The 18238-nt window shown below is 67.1% G+C and carries 17 protein-coding genes; 6 read left to right on the top strand and 11 right to left on the bottom strand.

Annotation, left to right across the window (positions count from 1 at the left end; translation table 11 throughout):
- Window positions 1-6: 6 nt before the first annotated feature.
- Window positions 7-1110, top strand: a complete 1104-nt coding sequence (locus tag BJY26_RS17875) for an adenosine deaminase (RefSeq protein WP_179429524.1) — start codon at window positions 7-9, stop codon at window positions 1108-1110.
- Window positions 1111-1117: 7 nt separating this feature from the next.
- A complete protein-coding gene (locus tag BJY26_RS17870) occupies window positions 1118-1576 on the top strand; it encodes a hypothetical protein (protein WP_179429523.1) in 459 nt (152 codons plus the stop codon).
- Between the two features lie 189 nt (window positions 1577-1765).
- Here BJY26_RS17870 and BJY26_RS17865 read toward each other — a convergent pair whose 3' ends face one another.
- From BJY26_RS17865 to BJY26_RS17815, 11 genes are all read right to left on the bottom strand, one after another.
- Window positions 1766-2596, bottom strand: coding sequence for an SDR family oxidoreductase (locus BJY26_RS17865; protein ID WP_179429522.1), 831 nt, complete (start codon window positions 2594-2596; stop codon window positions 1766-1768).
- Window positions 2597-2623: 27 nt separating this feature from the next.
- Window positions 2624-6664 (bottom strand): FtsK/SpoIIIE domain-containing protein, encoded by a 4041-nt coding sequence (locus BJY26_RS17860; protein WP_179429521.1) that lies wholly within the window; start codon window positions 6662-6664, stop codon window positions 2624-2626.
- A gap of 97 nt (window positions 6665-6761) precedes the next feature.
- Window positions 6762-7205 (bottom strand): pilus assembly protein TadG-related protein, encoded by a 444-nt coding sequence (locus BJY26_RS17855; protein WP_237248901.1) that lies wholly within the window; start codon window positions 7203-7205, stop codon window positions 6762-6764.
- Window positions 7189-7629 (bottom strand): hypothetical protein, encoded by a 441-nt coding sequence (locus BJY26_RS17850; protein ID WP_179429519.1) that lies wholly within the window; start codon window positions 7627-7629, stop codon window positions 7189-7191. The genes BJY26_RS17855 and BJY26_RS17850 overlap by 17 nt, the downstream gene beginning before the upstream one ends.
- Entirely contained in the window at window positions 7626-8090 is a 465-nt protein-coding gene (locus BJY26_RS17845; RefSeq protein ID WP_179429518.1) for a TadE family protein, read from the bottom strand. Before BJY26_RS17845 ends, BJY26_RS17850 begins: the two co-directional genes overlap by 4 nt.
- Entirely contained in the window at window positions 8074-8307 is a 234-nt protein-coding gene (locus BJY26_RS17840) for a hypothetical protein (protein WP_218852823.1), read from the bottom strand. Before BJY26_RS17840 ends, BJY26_RS17845 begins: the two co-directional genes overlap by 17 nt.
- Window positions 8308-8327: 20 nt before the next feature.
- Window positions 8328-9272, bottom strand: coding sequence for a type II secretion system F family protein (locus BJY26_RS17835; protein WP_179429517.1), 945 nt, complete (start codon window positions 9270-9272; stop codon window positions 8328-8330).
- Complete coding sequence (locus tag BJY26_RS17830) at window positions 9269-10150, bottom strand: type II secretion system F family protein (protein WP_179429516.1); 882 nt, start codon at window positions 10148-10150, stop codon at window positions 9269-9271. Before BJY26_RS17830 ends, BJY26_RS17835 begins: the two co-directional genes overlap by 4 nt.
- A 3-nt stretch (window positions 10151-10153) precedes the next feature.
- Window positions 10154-11359, bottom strand: coding sequence for a TadA family conjugal transfer-associated ATPase (locus BJY26_RS17825; protein WP_179429515.1), 1206 nt, complete (start codon window positions 11357-11359; stop codon window positions 10154-10156).
- A 386-nt stretch (window positions 11360-11745) separates the two neighbouring features.
- Window positions 11746-12198, bottom strand: coding sequence for a hypothetical protein (locus BJY26_RS17820; RefSeq protein ID WP_179429514.1), 453 nt, complete (start codon window positions 12196-12198; stop codon window positions 11746-11748).
- 51 nt (window positions 12199-12249) lie between these two features.
- Entirely contained in the window at window positions 12250-13719 is a 1470-nt protein-coding gene (locus BJY26_RS17815; protein ID WP_179429513.1) for a sugar porter family MFS transporter, read from the bottom strand.
- A 193-nt stretch (window positions 13720-13912) separates the two neighbouring features.
- On the opposite strand from BJY26_RS17815, the gene prfB reads away from it, so the two are divergent.
- The 4 genes from prfB (at window position 13913) to BJY26_RS17795 (ending at window position 18127) form a co-directional block, all read left to right on the top strand.
- Window positions 13913-15034, top strand: coding sequence for a peptide chain release factor 2 (gene prfB, locus BJY26_RS17810; RefSeq protein WP_179429512.1), 1122 nt, complete (start codon window positions 13913-13915; stop codon window positions 15032-15034).
- 224 nt (window positions 15035-15258) lie between these two features.
- Window positions 15259-15948 (top strand): cell division ATP-binding protein FtsE, encoded by a 690-nt coding sequence (gene ftsE / locus BJY26_RS17805; RefSeq protein ID WP_179429511.1) that lies wholly within the window; start codon window positions 15259-15261, stop codon window positions 15946-15948.
- Window positions 15945-16859 (top strand): permease-like cell division protein FtsX, encoded by a 915-nt coding sequence (gene ftsX, locus BJY26_RS17800; protein WP_179429510.1) that lies wholly within the window; start codon window positions 15945-15947, stop codon window positions 16857-16859. Before ftsE ends, ftsX begins: the two co-directional genes overlap by 4 nt.
- Window positions 16860-16864: 5 nt before the next feature.
- Complete coding sequence (locus BJY26_RS17795; RefSeq protein WP_179429509.1) at window positions 16865-18127, top strand: peptidoglycan DD-metalloendopeptidase family protein; 1263 nt, start codon at window positions 16865-16867, stop codon at window positions 18125-18127.
- Window positions 18128-18238 lie beyond the last annotated feature (111 nt).

Genomic DNA, 18238 nt, shown 5'->3' with positions numbered 1-18238 from the left:
GAAGAAGTGACTACCGAGTTGTTCCCCGTCCCGTACGGCGTCGCCCCGCACGACCCGCTGCTGTCCCTCCCCAAATGCTCGCTGCACGACCACTTGGACGGCGGCTTGCGGCCGCAAACCATCGTGGAACTGGCGGACGAGATCGGCCACGATTTACCGGCGGCGGACGCCGACGGGCTGCGCGCCTGGTTTCAGGAATCCTGCGATTCGGGCGACCTGGTGCGCTATCTGGCGCCGTTCGAGCACACGACCGCCGTGATGCAAACGTCCGGCGGACTGCAGCGCGTGGCCAGGGAATGGGTGCTCGATCAAGTGGCGGACGGCGTGGTGTACGCCGAAGCGCGGTGGGCGCCGGAGCAGCACACAGCCGACGGCCTGACGCTTGACGAGACGGTCGAGGCCGTGCAGGCAGGGCTGGACGACGGCATTGCGGCCGCCGCGCTGGAGGGCAAGACCATCATGGCCCGCCAGATCGTCACTGCCATGCGGCACGCCGATAGGAGCGAAGAGATCGCCCGGTTGGCGCTGCGACACCGGGACAACGGCGTGGCCGGGTTCGACATCGCCGGCGCCGAGGCCGGATTCCCGCCGTCCCGCCACCAGGCCGCGTTCGACCTGCTGCACCGCGAGAACTTCCCGGTCACCATCCATGCCGGGGAAGCGGCCGGACCGGAAAGCATTTGGGAAGCGTTGCAGCTGTGCCATGCGCAGCGGATCGGGCACGGCGTCCGACTGCTGGAGGACAGCGAGATTTCCGACGCCGATCCGAAGCTCGGCCGCTTGAGCGCGTGGGTTCTCGACCAGCAGGTGCCGCTCGAGCTGTGCCCGTCGTCAAACCTGCAGACCGGTGCGGCGACGTCGATCGCCGACCACCCCATCAATTGGCTGAAATCGCGTGGGTTCAATATCACCGTCAATCCGGACAACCGGCTCATGTCCGGAACGTCGATGACCCGCGAGATGAGACGTCTCGTGGACGAGGCAGGCTGGGACACCGACGATCTGATGTGGGTGAGCGTGAACGCGCTCGAATCGTCGTTCCTGGACTTCGATTCGCGGCTCGGCCTGCTCGACGACATAGTGCTGCCCGGATACGAACGGGTCAGCTGACGCGCGCATGACTGTGCCCGACTCCTCCGACGGCGACCCGGCGCCCGCACGGCGCCCCGGCGCGCTTGTCGTCGTCATCGTTTTGGTGTTCGCCGAGGCGGCGATGTTGGTGGCGGCCGCCGCGGTGTTGATAGTCGATGTGTTGACCGGCCCGCCTGCGGAGCTGGGGTCGGGCATCGCCTTGACCGTGTTGGTGCTGGTTCTCGCCGGCGGTCTCGCACTGGCCGGGCGGGCCTTGCTGCTAGGGCTGCACTGGCCCCGAGCCGCCGTCGTCATGTGGCAGCTGCTGACGTTGACGGTCGCGATTCCGACGGCGCTGGACGGCCGACCGGCCGTCGGCGTCGCGCTGATGATTCCGGCCGTGGTGATCTGCGTGGGCTTGTTCATGCCCGGCGTCATCGCGGCAACGAGCAAAAAGGCGTCCGATCTGCACTCGGGCGACGGCTCGTCCGGCCGCATGTACTAGCCGGACCGGCGGGTGCGCGGTTCGAGCCGGCCGTCACGGACGGAGCAATGCCCCGGTAGCGGACAGGACGGTCCGGCCATCCGGGTCGGCAAGCTTTTGTGCGGCGATGTTCCGTGTCTGCACTCGGGCGACGGCTCGTCCGGCCGCATGTACTAGCCGGACCGGCGGGTGCGCGGTTCGAGCCGGCCGTCACGGACGGAGCAATGCCCCGGTAGCGGACAGGACGGTCCGGCCATCCGGGTCGGCAAGCTTTTGTGCGGCGATGTTCCGTGCCTCGTCCGACGATTGATAGCGCAGTGCCGGCGACGGGTCCGCAGCGATTCGGCAGATCACGTCCGCGACCGATTCCGCTGACTGGCCGCCGGCTCCCATGGCCGAGATCCGTGCGTTGAACCTGTCAATGAGTTCTCGGTACGGGTCGCTTGCGGGGATGTTGCCGGCGTGCCCGCCGACGTTGGCGAAGAACGCCGTTCGCACGGGGCCCGGCTCCACCAGGGACACTGACACGCCGAACTCGCGCATCACCGTCGCCAAGCCTTCCATGAGCCCCTCGACCGCGAACTTGGCGGCGTTGTACGCATCGCTGAACGGCAAGGCGACAACGCCGTTCAAACTCGTCACGGTGATGACCCGGCCGGCCCGCGCTTCTCGCATCGCCGGCAGCACTGCCTTGGTGACGCGGGCCGCTCCGAAGAAGTTGAGCTCCATCGACTGGGACAATTCCTCCAGCGAGAGTTGCTCCAACGTGCCCCGGTGGCCCGCGCCGGCGTTATTGACGAGCAACTCGATGCTGCCCCGGTCGGCGTATACCGACCGGATGCACGAGTCGACCGACTCGTCGTCGGTGACGTCGAGCGTCCGCAGTTCCACGGCGGACAGTTCGCCGGCGAGGTCCTGCAATGCTTTGGCCGAATCCGGACGGCGGGCGGTTGCCATCACGTGCCAGCCCGCTTCCGCCAGGGCCCGGGCGGTGGCCAACCCGATGCCGCTGCCTGCTCCCGTGATCACTGCTGTCGACATGGCTGCCCACTCTTTACCTCGTGCGATTCAGCTTAGCCCGGATCGGTCGGTCCGGCACGGGCGAGCAAGCACTACCGGGATCGGACCGGCCGCGTCGAAGAACAGGCCCCGGCCCGGCGACGGACCGGCAGATCCGACGATGCGCACGCCGAAGACCTCGCCGTCCATCGGACGGCACGGCGACAGCAGGACGCCGTGCCGGCCCGCCTTCACCATCGCCGCGAGCCCGGTGAAGGCCGAGGCCAGCCGATCCGTCGACCCGGCCGCCGCCACCGAGAGTCGACCGTCGCCGACCAGGTCGGCCAGATCGCGCTCGCACTCCGGCGTCAGCGTGTCCAAATCGTCGACGAGCGCCAGCCGCGGGTCATCCCCACCGGGCGGGCCGCCCGTCGGGTCCGGCTCCGACGGGCAAACGTGCTGGGGCCGATACACCGGGACCCCGGCGCGCCGGCACTGCTCGGCGATGACGGTCAGGGCCGTCGACCGGCCCGAACCGGGCGGGCCGGCGACAAGGAAGTGGCGGTCGGTGTGCCAGCTGACAGTTGCCGCGTCGTCGCCGCCCAGACCCAGCGGGATGCGCGTCGCGGTCGGCGGATCGAGTTCGCTCAAGTCGACGGCGCCGGGCAATCTCCGGACGACGAACGGCGGCTCGTGGCCGCAATCGGCTCGCCGGCCCGTTCGGCGGCCGCCGGGCGCGCCGGCCGGTGCATTCTCGTCGGGGCCGTCCGGCGGCGCGCCCCCGCCTAGGACCAGCTGGAGCTCTAGTGCGTCGACCCGGCGGCCTGCGAAACTGCCGAACGCCAAACCACGGCCCGGCGGCATGAAGGACGGAATGGCCGAGCGCGGTACGCCCAACAGTCCCAGGTCGGCCCGATCGGACTGGCGGAGCAGGATCTTATTGCTGATGGTCGTGCCGAGACGGGACATGGCCAATGGCCGGTCGCCTGCGACAAGGACGTACACGCCGGCACTGGGGCCGGACCTGGAAATCGCCGTCACGCCGTCCATCGCCGTGCCCGGCCCGTATCCTTCCAGGATCGGCGCCCACGCCTCCCACCCATCGATGACCAGCACGATGGGAGGCTGCCCGGCGGGCCGGAACGTCCGTTCGGCCATCTCACGCTGTAGCCGGTCGATGACGCGGGCGGCCCTGTCCGGCTCGGCCGGCGTCACCCGCGCACCCACGCTACGCGCTGTGTCGATGGGCCCGTGCCGGTTGGCCGCGTCGAGCACGTACAGCGACGCACCGGCACGGCCGGTCAGCGTCGCCAGCGCCGTCGCGATGGTCTGCGAGCGCCCGGATCTGGTCGTGCCGATGAGCATCAGGTTGCCGTCCGATTCCGGCGACCAGACAATCGCGCTGCGCGAGGCCGTTGCCGGCTCGTCGCCCAGCCCGAGCGGTACCGACGCCGGCGGAACTTCCATGCTCGGCAGATCACTGCCTGCGACTACGGCGGGCAGCGGCGGCAGCCACGGCGAACCCGCCCCGCGGAACGATCCGGCCGCCCGGGTGAATGCGTCGGGGTCGACCGGCACAGCGTTGTCCGATATCGCGGCCGGGCGTGCCCGGTCGGCGTGCCGCCACAGCGGATCGGTCGACGAGAGCACGCGCACGCGCCGATCGTCGCGGGGCTCGGACGACGCCCCCTCCGGGCCGACGAGCGTTTGCGCGGCCTGAAATTCAATGAGGCGGTCGCCGCCGGCGCGCATGAAGGCCCGGCCCGGTGTTGCCGCGCTGACCCGAGCGGCGTCGGGGGCCTCGATGACCTCGCGGGAATCGGCGGCGTCCCGCACGCGCAGACTGATCCGCGCATTGATGTTCGCCTGCATATCGGCGCTGACGATGCCGGCCGGCCGCTGGGTGGCGAGCACCAGGTGCACGCCGAGCGAGCGGCCCACGCACACGGTGCGCACGATCGCCGCCAGGAGTTCGGGTCGTTCCTCGGCAAGGACCCGGAATTCGTCGATTACTATGACAAGCCGTGCCGTGGACGTGTCCCCGGCGGCACGGAAATCGTCGAAGTCGGCGACGCCGGCGCGCGCGAAGGCGCGCTCGCGACGTCGCAACTCGGCCTGCAGCGACGTGAATGCGCGCACGGCCAGATGCTCGTCCAGATCGGTGACGGTGCCGGCCGTGTGCGGCAGGCCGGCGCAGTGCCGCAGCCCGGACCCGCCCTTGAAGTCGAAGAGCACGAAATGCAGGTCGCGCGGATCGTTGACGGCGGCCAGGGAGAAAATCAAGGTCTGCAGCAGCTCGGATTTGCCCGCCCCGGTTGTGCCGGCGAGCATCAGATGCGGCCCGTCGCGGGCCAGGTCGATCGAGAGCGGGCCCGCTGCGGTCCGGCCGATGACGGCGGACGTCGTCGGCGCACGCCGTGCCCACCTCCGGGCCAGCGCGCTCTCGGTCATGGGTATGAGACGGGCCAGGTCGAGACGGTCGGGAAGGAAAGTGCCTGTCGCGAGCGGACTGTGCGGATGCGACGCGGTGTCTACGGGTTCGGTGGACGTCGCGGTCCCCGGCGAATCGACGACACGCTCGTCCTCCGGGGTACCGGGGCCACGCGGGCCCGCCGCGGTGCGCCCCGATGCGGCGAGGCGCCTCGCCCAGGTTTCCGCAGTCACCGACGAGATCAGGTCGAGCAGTATGTCGCCGTCCGGTCTCCGACCGGTCCACCCGGGGCCGGGTCGCCCCGTCCCGTCGCCGCGGCTGATCACGGCCGGTTCGGTGCCGACCGCATGGGGCGCGAGCCGGATTATTCGCCCGGAAAGAGCCGGATAATTCGCCCCGCCGAGCGAGTTGCCGACCACGAGCACCGTCCCGGCATCAGCTGCCGTCGGGCCGCGGTGCGGAAGCCAACGAGTCCATGCCCACTCGGCGTCGTCCGGATCGGCCAGCACTACGCGGAGATCCGCCGGGCCGTTGCCGGCACACAGCTGCGCCGTGATGCTCCGCGCCAGCGGGACGGCGTCCGCGCCGCTCAGGGCGATCGTCACGTCGGTCGGCTGCCCGCGCAGCGCATTGACCGGCCGCTCGGGCTGCTCCGGCCCGTGCGGCGAGGCGCGTTCGGCCGGCAGCAGTTCGAGGCCGGCCGGCGCATTCGGCAAGGTCGGGACGCCGCCGTGGCGGCCGCGCAATTCGATACCGGACGGAATGTCGGCGGTGCCGAGGCGCACCGAGAACCCGGCCGGCCGGATCTTAGCCGGACTCGGGTAGAGCGCTTCCAGGGCAGCGGCCTCGTCCGCCAAGGTGCGGGCAAGCGACTCGTCGAACCGGGCCAGCGCGGTTCGATACTCGCGTTGGTCCTTGCGCGAGCGGCGCTTGCCCGTGCGTTTGTCCGAGATGTACGAGGCAATGGCTGTCATCGGCCCGAACGCGCAAAAGGTCAGGTAGATGGCCGAGTGCGTGACAGCGACCAGTACGCCGGCGACGATGATCGGAATCACGATGGCCGCGATCGACAGCGACCGCGGGCGAGGCGGATCCGGCGACTCCGGCACGTCGAGCACCGTGCGCGACGGCGGAGCCGGGTGCGAGGCCCCGTCCTGCCGCTCCGCGGACGCGCGGCCGGCCGCGGCGACCCGGATGCCGGTGCGGCCGATGGTCAGCAGCCGGCCGATCGAAAGCGACAGCGGGAGCTCGGCCGGTCGGCCGTCGACAAGCGGGGGATTGGTGCGCGCCACGGACGAGACGAGCAATCCCGACTGGCGATATTCGGCGTTCAACTGGTGCCGGGACACGGCCGGATCGGCGATCACTACCGTGTTGTCATCGGCGCGCCCGATAGTAATGCGGCGTCCGGGCACCGGCACTATTCGACCGCAATCCGGGCCGGATTCGACGACCAGGACGATTTCGGCGTCCTCGACCGGATCGGGTTCGTCGGTCAATACCGCGCCCTCCTGCAGCGGGCCGTGCAATGCCGGTGCGGCGGGCAGATCGAGGACGCGGCGGATCTCGGCGCGGCGATCGGCGTCGTCGGCCGTGTCCGCGGCGGGCCGGACTGCGACATCCGTCTCGGTGCCGTGGGCCCGCACCGAGAGCCGCAACCATCCGGGTTCGTCCGTCATGGGGTGAGAGTAGAAAGTCCGCACGGCGAACGACAGGGGCCGGCGCCGAAATGTGGATAACTCGGCGGCCGGTCGAGCGTGTGCCGTCAAGCAACGGTCAGTCCAGACGCAGGCCGCCGCGTGCTATCGACGTGACGTCGATGGAGACTCCGCCGGGGACGAACACCGACAAGAGCGGCGGATGCCAGGTTGCCACGAGAATGACACGCGCGCCGTGTCCGTCCGGCGACCCGGTCGCCCCTCCGACGCGTAGATCGTCGAAACTGTCGGAGGCGTCGATGCGGGTGAGGTAATCGCGGGCCGCGCTGCGCACGCCGTCGTCGGTCAAGACGACCTTGGGTCCGCCGGTGACGTCGGGGCGGAACGAATCGGCGGCGGCCAGCGCGGTTGAATCGGACAGTGCGTAGAGCTGCTTTTCGGTCAGATAGAGCGACGAGACCGCCACGCACATGAAAATAACCGTCAACGCGACTGCCGAGTAGCCGATGGCCAGCGGCAGGATTTGCCCGGCGTCGGCGCCCGTCTCACGGTCTGTAGCCATATGCGGCAACTTCATCGGTGTGGTGGGCCGTCACGGTGATGTGTGTGGGCAGCGTTGCCGCAAAGGCGGCCGGGGCGCCGGGCAGGGACACGTCGAGCGTCACGCGGGCCGTCACGACCGCGCGCGGGGCCGTGCACGACGGGTCGCACGTGATCGCCACGGAACGTTCGGCGTCGGCGAATCCGTGATCGCGCAAGGCAAGCACCGCTGCTTGCCGGGCTGCGCCGGTCGGTGCGGTGTCGGCTGCACGGGACGTGACGGCGGACGCCGCGGTGGCCGCGGACGTGACGGCGTAGGACGCCGCTTGCAGCCGGCCGAGCGTGACGACCAGGTAGATCAGCGGGATCAACAAGATCAACCCGGCGACGCTGAACTCGATGACCGCGCTGCCGCCGTCCGGCGCGGCGTCCGGTCGGGCCGTCATGGCGAGTCTGCCACGGCGTGTCCCGTGAGAGTCTGCACTCCCGGAGGGCCCAGCAGGCCGAGCACCGGCAGCGGGACCGTTACGCGGATCTCGACGGTGCGCACGCCGTGGACGCTCACGTAGCGTCCGGTGACGTCTCGGGAATAGCCGGATCCCAGTGAGCGGGCCAGCAGCGACCGGGTGCGGGCTACGCCGTCCGCCGTGCCCAGATCGGCCAAGGCGGCGTACCGGGCACCGGCTCCGGCACAATCGATGGCCGTGTTGCGTACGTGCATGACGAGCGCCAATTGCAGCACGCAGGCGAACACGAGGGTCAGGATTCCCGCGACAAGCGCGAAGTCCGCGACCGCGGCGCCGGAGTCGCGGGCCTCGGCAGCCGAGCACGCCGCGCGCGGCTGCGTGCCGCGGCGGCGCGTCGTCAGCGGCGCACCATGGGCAGCCGCGTCATCCGCCGCTGACATTGGACACGCGCGCCATGGCGGCTTGGAACATATCGGAAAGCGCGTCGCCGGCCAAAGCCCAAAGCATGACGACCAACCCGGCAGTCATCATCGTGATGAGTACCCAGCCGGGCACGTCGCCTCGATCCGGGTCGCCGGGGCGCCGGCCGAGGCCGTCGGCGTCCGGTGCGTGCACGGTGTCGGCGTCCGCGACGTCCGACTCATTGGGTGGGATCATGATGTCTCCTTATTCCTTGATCAGCCGAAACTCATGTCGAGCACCGCCAGCGACGGGAAGATTGCGAACACGACGGTGATGGGCAGCACGAAGACGACGACCGGGACCAACATTCCGACTTCCTTACGGCCGCTGGCTTCCATCAAGTCGCGCCTCGCGGTCTCGCGCACGTCCGCCGCTTGCGCTCGCAACACCCCGGCCAGCGGCGTCCCGCGCTCCAGTGCGATAGTCACCCCTTCGACGAACCGGGCAACGCTGCTGAGCCCGGTTCGGGCAGCGACGGCGTCCAGCGCGGCGATGAGTGAGACGCCGTTCGAGGTGTCTGCCAAAGCGCGTGCCAACTCGCGCGAGAGCTCGCCGCCGCAGGACCGGGTGATGCGGTCGATCGCTGCGGCCGGGCCTTCGCCTGCCGCGACCGCAAGCGCCAGCAGTTCGGCAACTGTCGGGAACTCGGCGGTCATGGCTTCCTCGCGGCGCGCAACGGCCCGGCTGAGCCGGTGATCGCGCAGCAACGCACCGCCTGCCGCGCCGAGGGCCATCAGCAGCGCCACAACCGGCGCCCCGACTCCTCGCGCGGCGGCTAGCAGCAAACCGGCGGCAAGCCCGGCGACCAGCCCGAGCGCCGCATAGATCACTTGCTCGGCGCGGAAATGCTCGACAGACAGGTCGCTGCCAAGCCGGTCGAGGCGCCGCCGAATGCTTGCCGTGCCGTGATAGAGCCTGCCGAGCCGGGCGCCGATATCGTTCAGCACCGGCGTGAACACGCCGAACGGCGCAGGTGCGGCTCCGGCCGCATCGAGCAGCCGGGACGCACGCGGCTGATCGCGCAAGTACGGCGCGAGCCTGTCGGTGAGCGCCGGACGACGTCCGATCGGCGCGGCGTACACGATCAACGCCAGGCCGATCCCCAAAGCCAGGCCGGCGACGACCGCAAGGAGCGGACCGTCCGCGCGAAGCGACGTCATCGCAGCACCCGCGGCTCGTCCGGCAGCCTGCCGATTCGGCGCATCACCCGGTATGCCACAAATGACACGCCGAGCCCGGTGCCCAGCAGCAGCGCACCGCCGCGCGAGCTGTATGCCGCAACTGCCTCGGGGCGCGTACACAACATGGCCAATACGATCCACGGGGCGGCGACGGCGAGCTTGGCCCCGTTGACGGTCCAGCTCTGCCTGGCCTCCAACTCGGCCCGCGTGCGAGCGTCCTCCCGCAAGAACGCCGACAGCGTGCGCAGCATCGAACCGAGGTCCGTGCCGCCGACCTCCCGCGTCAGGCGCAGCGCTTCGACGACCCGATCGGCAGTGGGATCGGCCAAATGGCGTTTCAAGACGTCCAGGGCCACGACGAACCGCCCGGTTGCGCGGTATTCGGCCGCGAACACGGCGAAGTCGGCCCGCATCTCGGCCGGGCCGCGTTCGGCAAGGGCCGTGAGGGCCTCGGGCAGCGAGAGCCCGGCGCGAACCGCACCGGCCAGATGATCGATCGCTTCGGGCCATAGTTCCCGGACGGCGATCCGGCGGCTGCGGGCGCGTGCCCGGACAAAATAGGCCGGCGCGGCCGACGCGATCAGGCCGAAGCAGCACGCGAGCGTGGCGGACCCCGTGGCCAGAAACACGCCGGCCGCGGCCACGAACCCCGATGCCCCGCACGTGCCGATCAAGCCGGACGCGTGCATGCGCGGGACGCCGGCCTGCCGCAATGTGTCCTCAACCCGCGTGGTCCACGGCGGCTGTCCGGCTTCAGGTGGTTTCGCCGGGCGCGGGGTCCACGTCGACCACCAGATGCTGAACAAGCCGAGGCCGCCGAGTAGCCCGACAAGCAGCGCCCGCACCGATAGATCCATGGGTCACTCGGCCTCCTGATCGGCGGCCGTGAAGCGTTCGGCGGCCGCCGTGAAGCCGCCGGTCTTGACGAGTGCGCCCGACCGTTCGACGAACAGGGTCTCGGTGGCGACGGCGTCGCCCTCGACCTGGCCGGGCACTGCCGCGATCTCGGCGACCCGCCGGCGTCCGGACTTGTCCAAGCGCATGTGCACAACGACGTCGACGCATGCCGCGACGGTCGGGACGACGAACCGCGATGACACGTTGTCGCCGGCCAGCAAGGGAAGCGTGCACAATTTCGTGATCGCCGTGCGTGCCGAATTGGCGTGCACCGACGTCATGCCCGGCAGTCCCGAATTGAGCGCGATCAGCAGGTCGAGGGTCTCCGCCTGTCGCACTTCGCCGACGATGACGCGAGTGGGGCGCATGCGCAGTGCTTCGGTGACAAGGGTGCGCAGCGGGACGGCGCCGGTTCCTTCCAGGGAGGGCTGACGGCACTGCATCGCGACCCAGTCGCGCACGCTCAAGTCGAGTTCGAAAACCTCTTCACAACTGATGACGCGCTCGCGGGCCGGGATCGCGGCCGCCAAAGTGCCCAACATCGTGGTCTTTCCGGCCTGAGTTGCTCCCGATACGACCACGTTGAGCCCGGAACGCACTGCGCCGGTGAGGAACCGGGCGGCCTCGTCCGTGACGGTACCGGTTGCGACAAGATCGCCGAGCGTGTGCGCGCGACAGACGAATTTGCGGATGTTCACGGACATGTGTCGTCGAGTGATTCCCGGCAGGACGACGTGCAGTCGCGACCCGCCCGGCAGCATGGCGTCGACAAAGGGGGAGGAGACGTCGATGCGGCGCCCGGAGGTGGCGAGCATCCGTTCGACGAGTTCGTCGACCATTTCGGCGGTCAGTACGGTGGGTGTCAGTTCGGAGATTCCGGACCGGCTGATGAATACCTTGCCGGGCTCGTTGACCCAGATCTCCTCGATCTGGTCGTCGTCCAAATACGGCTGCAGCGGGCCGAACCCGGACACCGTGTCGACGAGGCGTGAAATCGCGCCGTCGCGTTCGCCGAGGTCGGGAAGCCCGCCGGACAGGACTCGCTCGTCGTAGTCGGCAACGGCGTCCTCGATCAGTGCGCGCGTGGCGTCCAGATCGTGACGCGGGTCGAGGCCGCGGCGGCGGACGAGTTCGCGCACCTCGTCTTCCACGATGCTGATGGCGTCCACGGCGGCTCCCCGGTCTTGCAGCGTGACATTACCGCCATTTGCTGCCGTTTGACCAGGGTTGTGTTCGTTATGTCGGGGATAGTCGCATTAGGGGAGTTTGTCGCTTTTGTCGCGCGATGGTCGGTTCGCCGAGTGGTGGCGAATGGCGATCCGCCCTCGCCGAGTGGTGGCGAATGGCGATCCGGCCTCGCCGAGTGGTGGCGAATGGCGGTCCGGCCTCGCCGAGTGGTGGCGAATGGTTGCGAAATCGCCGATTTCGCAACCATTCGCCACCACTCGGCGCGGGCATGGAGGGGCTGGAGTGCACGCGGGCGAGGGCTGGAGTGCACGAGGACATGGAGGGGCTGGAGTGCACGCGGGCGGGGGCCGGGGGACGGCCGCAGAGGTCAGGAGCGCGTCGTCCGGCGTGCGATCCGGCGTAGCCACGTCTCGCGGTGCTCGTAGTCCGCTTCGTGCAAGCGCAGCCAGCGGACGCCGTCCTCGTCCGGCTCGGTCAGATCGTCGTCGCCAAACGGTTCGGCGAGCAGATCGGTGACGATGTCGAAGCCGTTGTCCTCGGGCGTGGCACGGTCGAACGGGAGCACCGATTCGTCCTCGACGAGGCCGTAGATCTCGTCGATGCTCATGTCCGAACGCAGGCGCAGTCCCAAGATGCCCTCGTGGCCGTCCACTTCGAACAGTATTGAGAACTGGTCGGGGTCTTCGATGGTGATGCGTTCCACCGCGAAGCTCTGGTTGTCGCGGTGCACCGGTGACTCATCGGCGAATTTCAGCACGGCATCGATTGTCCTGGGCGCCCAGGAATCTGCGTGCAGAACGTGGCGATCGGCGATCGGCATGAGTAATTCCCCTTCTGCTGGGTCGAATCTTCTCCAAAGAGCCGGCCCGATCTAATCGGCGGGCTTCTTGTCCTTCTTCCGGACGACGCGGAAGTCCGTCGACATATCCTCGAGTTCCTTGCCCTTCGTCTCCGGGATCAAGAAGTACACGAACACGAACGACAGCAAGGCGCACAAGGCGTAAATGCCGTACGTCATGGACAACGACGCGTCACGCAGCGCCGGGAACGTCAGAGTGACGATGAAATTGGCGATCCAGTTTCCGGCCGTCGAGATGGCCATGGCCACGCCGCGGATGCGGTTCGGGAACATTTCGCCGAGCAGTACCCACATCACCGGGCCCCAGCTGGCACCGAAGAAGACGACGAACGCGTTGGCGGCCACCAGCGTGGCGGGGCCCCAACCGGGATCGAGGTGCGGAGTGCCGTTGACGATGGTCGAATGAGCAAACCCCATGCACATGATCGCAAGGCTGACCGTCATACCGGCCGAGCCGATCAACAAGAGCAGACGACGTCCGATCTTGTCGACAAGCAAAATCGCGATGATCGTCACCAGCACGTTGACGATTGAGGTAATGACCGACGCCGTGAACGAGAACGACTCGTCGAATCCGACCGACTGCCACAGCGACGTCGAATAGTAGAAGATGACGTTGATGCCGACGAATTGTTGGAAGAACGCGATGCCGACGCCGACCCACACGATCGGTAACAGCAGGAACTTCTTGTGGTAGACGTCGCGGTAGGAGGCGGGCTTTTCAGTGGCCACCGTCTTCTTGATCTCGGCAATTCGGGCGTCGACCGCTTCCGAGCTTTCCGACAGGACCTCCATCAACACGGTTTTGGCCCGTTCAACCTTGCCCTTGGCCACGAGGAACCGGGGCGATTCGGGGATCGTGAGTGCTAGCAGACCGTAGACGACGGACGGGATGACGCCGACGATGAACATCCACCGCCACGCAGCAACGCCGAACCAGAGCTGGTCCGATGCGCTGCCCGCCGAGTTGGCCATCCACGCATCCGACAACAGCGCCACGAAGATGCCGAGCACGATGGCCATCTGCTGCAGTGACGACAAGCGCCCGCGCAGCCTGGCCGGAGCGATCTCGGAAATGTATGTCGGTCCGATCACCGATGCGATGCCGATGCCGAGACCGCCGATAAGTCGCCACGCGGCCAAATCCCACGCCGAGACGGCCAGCCCCGAGCCGATCGACGAGATGAGGAACAGGACGCCGCCGGAGAACATGATTTTCAAGCGGCCGACCTTGTCGGCCAGCGGCCCGGCGAACCAGGCGCCGATGGCTGCGCCGATCAGCGAAATGGCCACCACGAAGCCGATGATGAACGAACTCAGGCCGAACTTGCCCTGGACCGAGTCGACGGCCCCGTTGATGACGGAGGAATCGAAACCGAAGAGGAAACCACCGACGGCTGCGGCGACCGATACCAGGATTGCCCTGGCCGCGTGTTTTTCGCCATGGTCTTGATAGTGCGGATCTGCCGCTGGTTCGCTCATTGCGCGCCCCTTTACCCGTTCGTCGAGTAGCCTCTGACGGGAATCCACCCTACGCCCGCCCTCGGTAAAACGCGCACCCCCGTCAGGAACGCGAAGTCATGACGGCGCGTTCTCGCCGCGGCGCCGCGTTTTGCGGGAGGAAACGGCCACCATTCGCGGATCGAGCCGCGACTGCCGTAACCTGAAAATCATCATGGTCGCTTTTGATTTTGCCTCTGAAATTAGCTCGCTGCGCAGCACCTTCGAGTCCATCCGCCTGGCCAGCAACGTCGACGTGCTGCGCCAGGAAGTCGCCGAGCTCACCGACGAAGCGGCGTCGCCGCATTTGTGGGACGATCCCGAGGCCGCGCAAAAGGTGACGAGCAAGCTGTCGCACAAGCAGTCGGCCCTCGAACGGCTCGAGAAGTTCGAAGGTCGTATCGACGATGCCGAACTACTTGCCGAGCTGGCCGGCGACGACGGCGATCAAGACGCGATGGCTGACGCCGTGAAAGAGGTCGAGACGCTCCGCCGTGAGTTGGGCGATCTCGAAATCGCCACGCTGTTGTCCGGCCCGTACGACGAACGCGACGCCGTCGTCACGATCAGGTCGGGCGCCGGTGGCGTCGATGCGGCCGACTTCGCCGAAATGCTCATGCGGATGTACCTACGCTGGGCCGAGCGCAAGGATTACGGCCGGGAGGTGCTCGACACGTCCTACGCCGAGGAAGCCGGATTGAAATCGGCGACCTTCCAAATCTCGGCGCCGTACGCGTATGGGACCCTGTCCGTCGAGGCCGGCACGCACCGGTTGGTGCGCATTAGCCCGTTCGACAATCAAGGTAGGCGGCAGACCTCGTTCGCCGCCGTCGAGGTCGTGCCCCTGATCGAGACCACCGACCATATCGAGATCCCCGAGAACGATCTGCGCATCGACGTGTTCCGCTCATCGGGGCCGGGCGGGCAAAGCGTCAACACGACCGACTCGGCAGTGCGCATCACCCATATCCCGACCGGCACCGTCGTGAGCATGCAGAACGAGAAGTCCCAGATCCAGAATCGGGCCGCCGGGATGCGCGTGCTGCAATCTCGACTGCTCGAACTCAAACGCCGCGAGGAAGAAGCCACCAAGAAACAGTTGGCCGGCGACGTCAAGGCCTCCTGGGGCGACCAAATGCGCTCCTACGTGACCCATCCGTACCAAATGGTCAAAGACCTGCGCACCGGCTACGAAGTCAACAATCCGTCGGCCGTGTTCGACGGGGACATCGAGGGGTTCCTCGAAGCGGGGATTCGCTGGCGCAAGGAACAAGAACAGCAATCCGCGGACGCCTGACGGGCGCGAAACGGCGGCCGCTCGGCGCGAAGTTCGGCGTCGAGGGCCCGCGACACGCGGGAAGTCGGTAAAGACCGTACGCCCGAGTGTGCGGTCTTTAGACTCGGGAGTGGTCAGTCCGCTGAGTTCACGCTCACGCGGCCGAGCAACCGGGCGCGTGCGGTCTCCTCACTCGCCGGGTCGGAAGCCGCACACTGCCGCCTAGCCTGACCACAACTTCCCCTGTGATTAGATTTGAAAAGGTCACGAAACAGTACGGTCGGAAAGCTCGGCCGGCGCTGAAAAACGTGAATCTTGATGTAGAACGCGGCGAGTTCGTGTTCCTGGTCGGCGCCTCCGGCTCCGGCAAGTCGACGTTCATCCGGCTGGTCCTCAAGGAGGAGCAAGCCACCTCCGGACGAGTACTGGTGGCCGGGCAGGACGTCGACTCGATCCCGAACTGGAAGGTTCCGCACCTGCGTCGCAACGTCGGGACCGTGTTCCAGGATTTCCGGCTGCTGCCGAATAAGACGGTATTTGAAAACGTTGCTTTCGCCCTACAGGTGATCGGCCGATCGCGCGGGGCCATCAAGGAAACGGTGCCCGACGTCCTGAAGACCGTCGGTCTCGACGGCAAGGGCAAGAGAATGCCGCATGAGCTCTCGGGCGGCGAGCAACAGCGGGTGGCGATCGCGCGCGCCTTCGTCAACCGGCCCGGCATCCTGCTGGCCGACGAACCGACCGGAAATCTCGACCCGGTCACCAGTATGGGAATCACGAAAATCCTCGAGAGGATCAATCGCTCGGGAACGACAGTCGTGATGGCCACCCACGATGACGAGATCGTCAATGCGTTGCGCAAACGCGTCGTCGAACTGGTGGACGGTGAAATCGTGCGGGACGACGAGTCCGGCACCTATGGGTCGGTGCAATGAGATTCCAATTTGTTTTAAGTGAAATCGGCGCGGGGCTGCGCCGCAACTTTTCCATGGTGGTCTCGGTCATCCTCGTGACGTTCGTGTCTCTGACATTTGTGGGGGCGGCGGCGTTGCTTCAGGTGCAGATCTCGCACATGAAGAACTTCTGGTACGAAAAGGTGCAGGTGGCCATCTACCTGTGCATGGATCAGTCCGAATCACCATCGTGCACTTCCGGCGCGGCCACGGATGCCCAAAAGAAGACGATCGCGAACGCGTTGAACTCCGATGAGCTCAAGCCGTACGTCGAGAAGGTGTACTTCGAGAATCAGTCGGAGGCGTACAAGCACTTCCAGGAGCAGTTCAAGGGAACGTCCTTGGAAGGCACCGTGACGCCGAAGCAACTGCCGGAGTCGTTCCGCGTGAAGCTTGTCGACCCGGAGAAGTACGAAATCATCCGGGAATACTTCGCCTCGCAGCCCGGCGTCGAAGAGGTGCAGGATCAGAACGAATGGCTCGATCAGCTCTTCTCGTTGATGAATGTGGCGACGGCAGTGTCGCTCGGCGTGGCGGTGATCATGCTGGTGTGCGCCATCCTGCTGGTCGGCACCACTATCCGATTGTCTGCGTTCTCCAGACGTAGAGAAACGGGCATCATGAGACTCGTCGGGGCATCGAACGGCTTCATTCAATTGCCGTTCGTGCTCGAGGGGGTGATCGCGGCCGCTATCGGGGCCGTCCTTGCCTCGGGGGCGCTGTGGGCCCTCGTGCATTATTTCGTCGAAAACTGGCTACGCAATCGTGTGACTTCGTTCTCGCTGATTGGAACCACCGATGTCTTGTGGGTCGCCCCCGGCCTACTCGTCTTGGGAATTCTCGTCGCCGCGATCTCCTCGGTCGTCACTTTGCGTCGATACTTGAAGGTGTGAGGCGGATGGCGTGGCGCAAAGTGGCGGCTTGCCTGCTCGGCGTGAGCATGGCGCTGGGTAGTTTCGCCGCGCCGGCGGCGGCACAGGACGACGTCCAGGACCAAAAATCTCGCACTGATCAAAAGGTGAAGAGCCTGATGAACCGGTTCGAGGATTTGTCCAAGGAGCTGGCCACGTCGTATGCGAAGCTTCAGGACGCGAAAAAGCGATTGCCGGATGCGCGCAGCGCCGTGGCCGTGGCCCAATCGAAGCTCGAAGCGGCCAAGGAGAAGGATCGCAAACTGGCAAGCCGGCTCGCGGAAGCAAAGACGGCGCAACAGCAGGCGACGGATGATTTGAAGGAGTCGCAGGCGTCGATCGAGAAGAATCGCAGCGGGGTGGCCAAAATGGCCAGGCGGGCTTACCGCAACGGGGGAGTGTCGTCGAACACGGCGATCTGGCTGCAGGCCGCTCACGGGGATGACATGGTCGGAGCCGTGACGATGGTCAGCTCGGCCGTGCAAGCCCAATCGAACGTGCTGCGTCAGTTGGAAGAAGACCGCGCCGTACAGCGTAATGCGCGTGCGCGGCTGGTGGCAGTACGCGCCAAGGTCGCCGAGTTGAAGAAGGAGTCGGCGGCTCACGTCGTGGTGCGTGAAGCTGCGCAGCGCAAGGCTGAAGAGGTCGCTGCCGACCTGACGGCGTTGGTGGCCACCACCAAGAAGGAATCCGCCACGCTCGCTGCGGCGAAGTCGAAGACGAAGAACCGGCTCAGCGCCGAACGCAAGCAGCAAAAGGCCCTGGCCGCCAAGATTCTCAAGCAGCAGCGCGCCGACCGGCGGGCGAAGCATTATGCGGATTCCGGCTCGTCCTCGGGGTCCTCGTCGTCGAACAGCTATTTGCAGAACCCGGCCCCCGGCTATCCGGTCACGTCGAATTTCGGCTGGCGATACCACCCGATCTATCACACGCGGAAGCTGCACGCCGGCACCGATTTCGGAGTACCGTGCGGCACGACGGTGCATGCTGCGGCACCCGGCAGAGTGATGTCCGCCGGCTACCGCATCGGCGCCGGGAACGAAGTCGTGATCAATCACGGATCCGTGCATGGCGGCCAGTTGGCGACAGCGTACAAGCACAACTCGCGGCTCCTGGTCCATGCCGGACAGCGTGTTTCTCGCGGTCAAGCCATCTCGGTGTCCGGAACAACCGGCTGGTCGACCGGGTGCCATCTGCACTTCGAAGTTCTGCGGAACGGGCAGTACACCAATCCGCTGAACTGGCTGTAGGCCGGACGGCGGCGGCCCGGCAAGCGGGACGATCGGCGGCCAGGCAAGAAAACCGTGTGACTTCCGTCGACGCGGCAGCGTAGAATTGATAGTCCGCGCCGGGGCCGGGAA

The sequence above is a fragment of the Spelaeicoccus albus genome (assembly GCF_013409065.1).
Lineage (GTDB): Bacteria > Actinomycetota > Actinomycetes > Actinomycetales > Brevibacteriaceae > Spelaeicoccus > Spelaeicoccus albus.
Note: the sequence above shows the minus strand (reverse complement) of the source record. Positions and strands in the feature narration are given on the sequence as shown.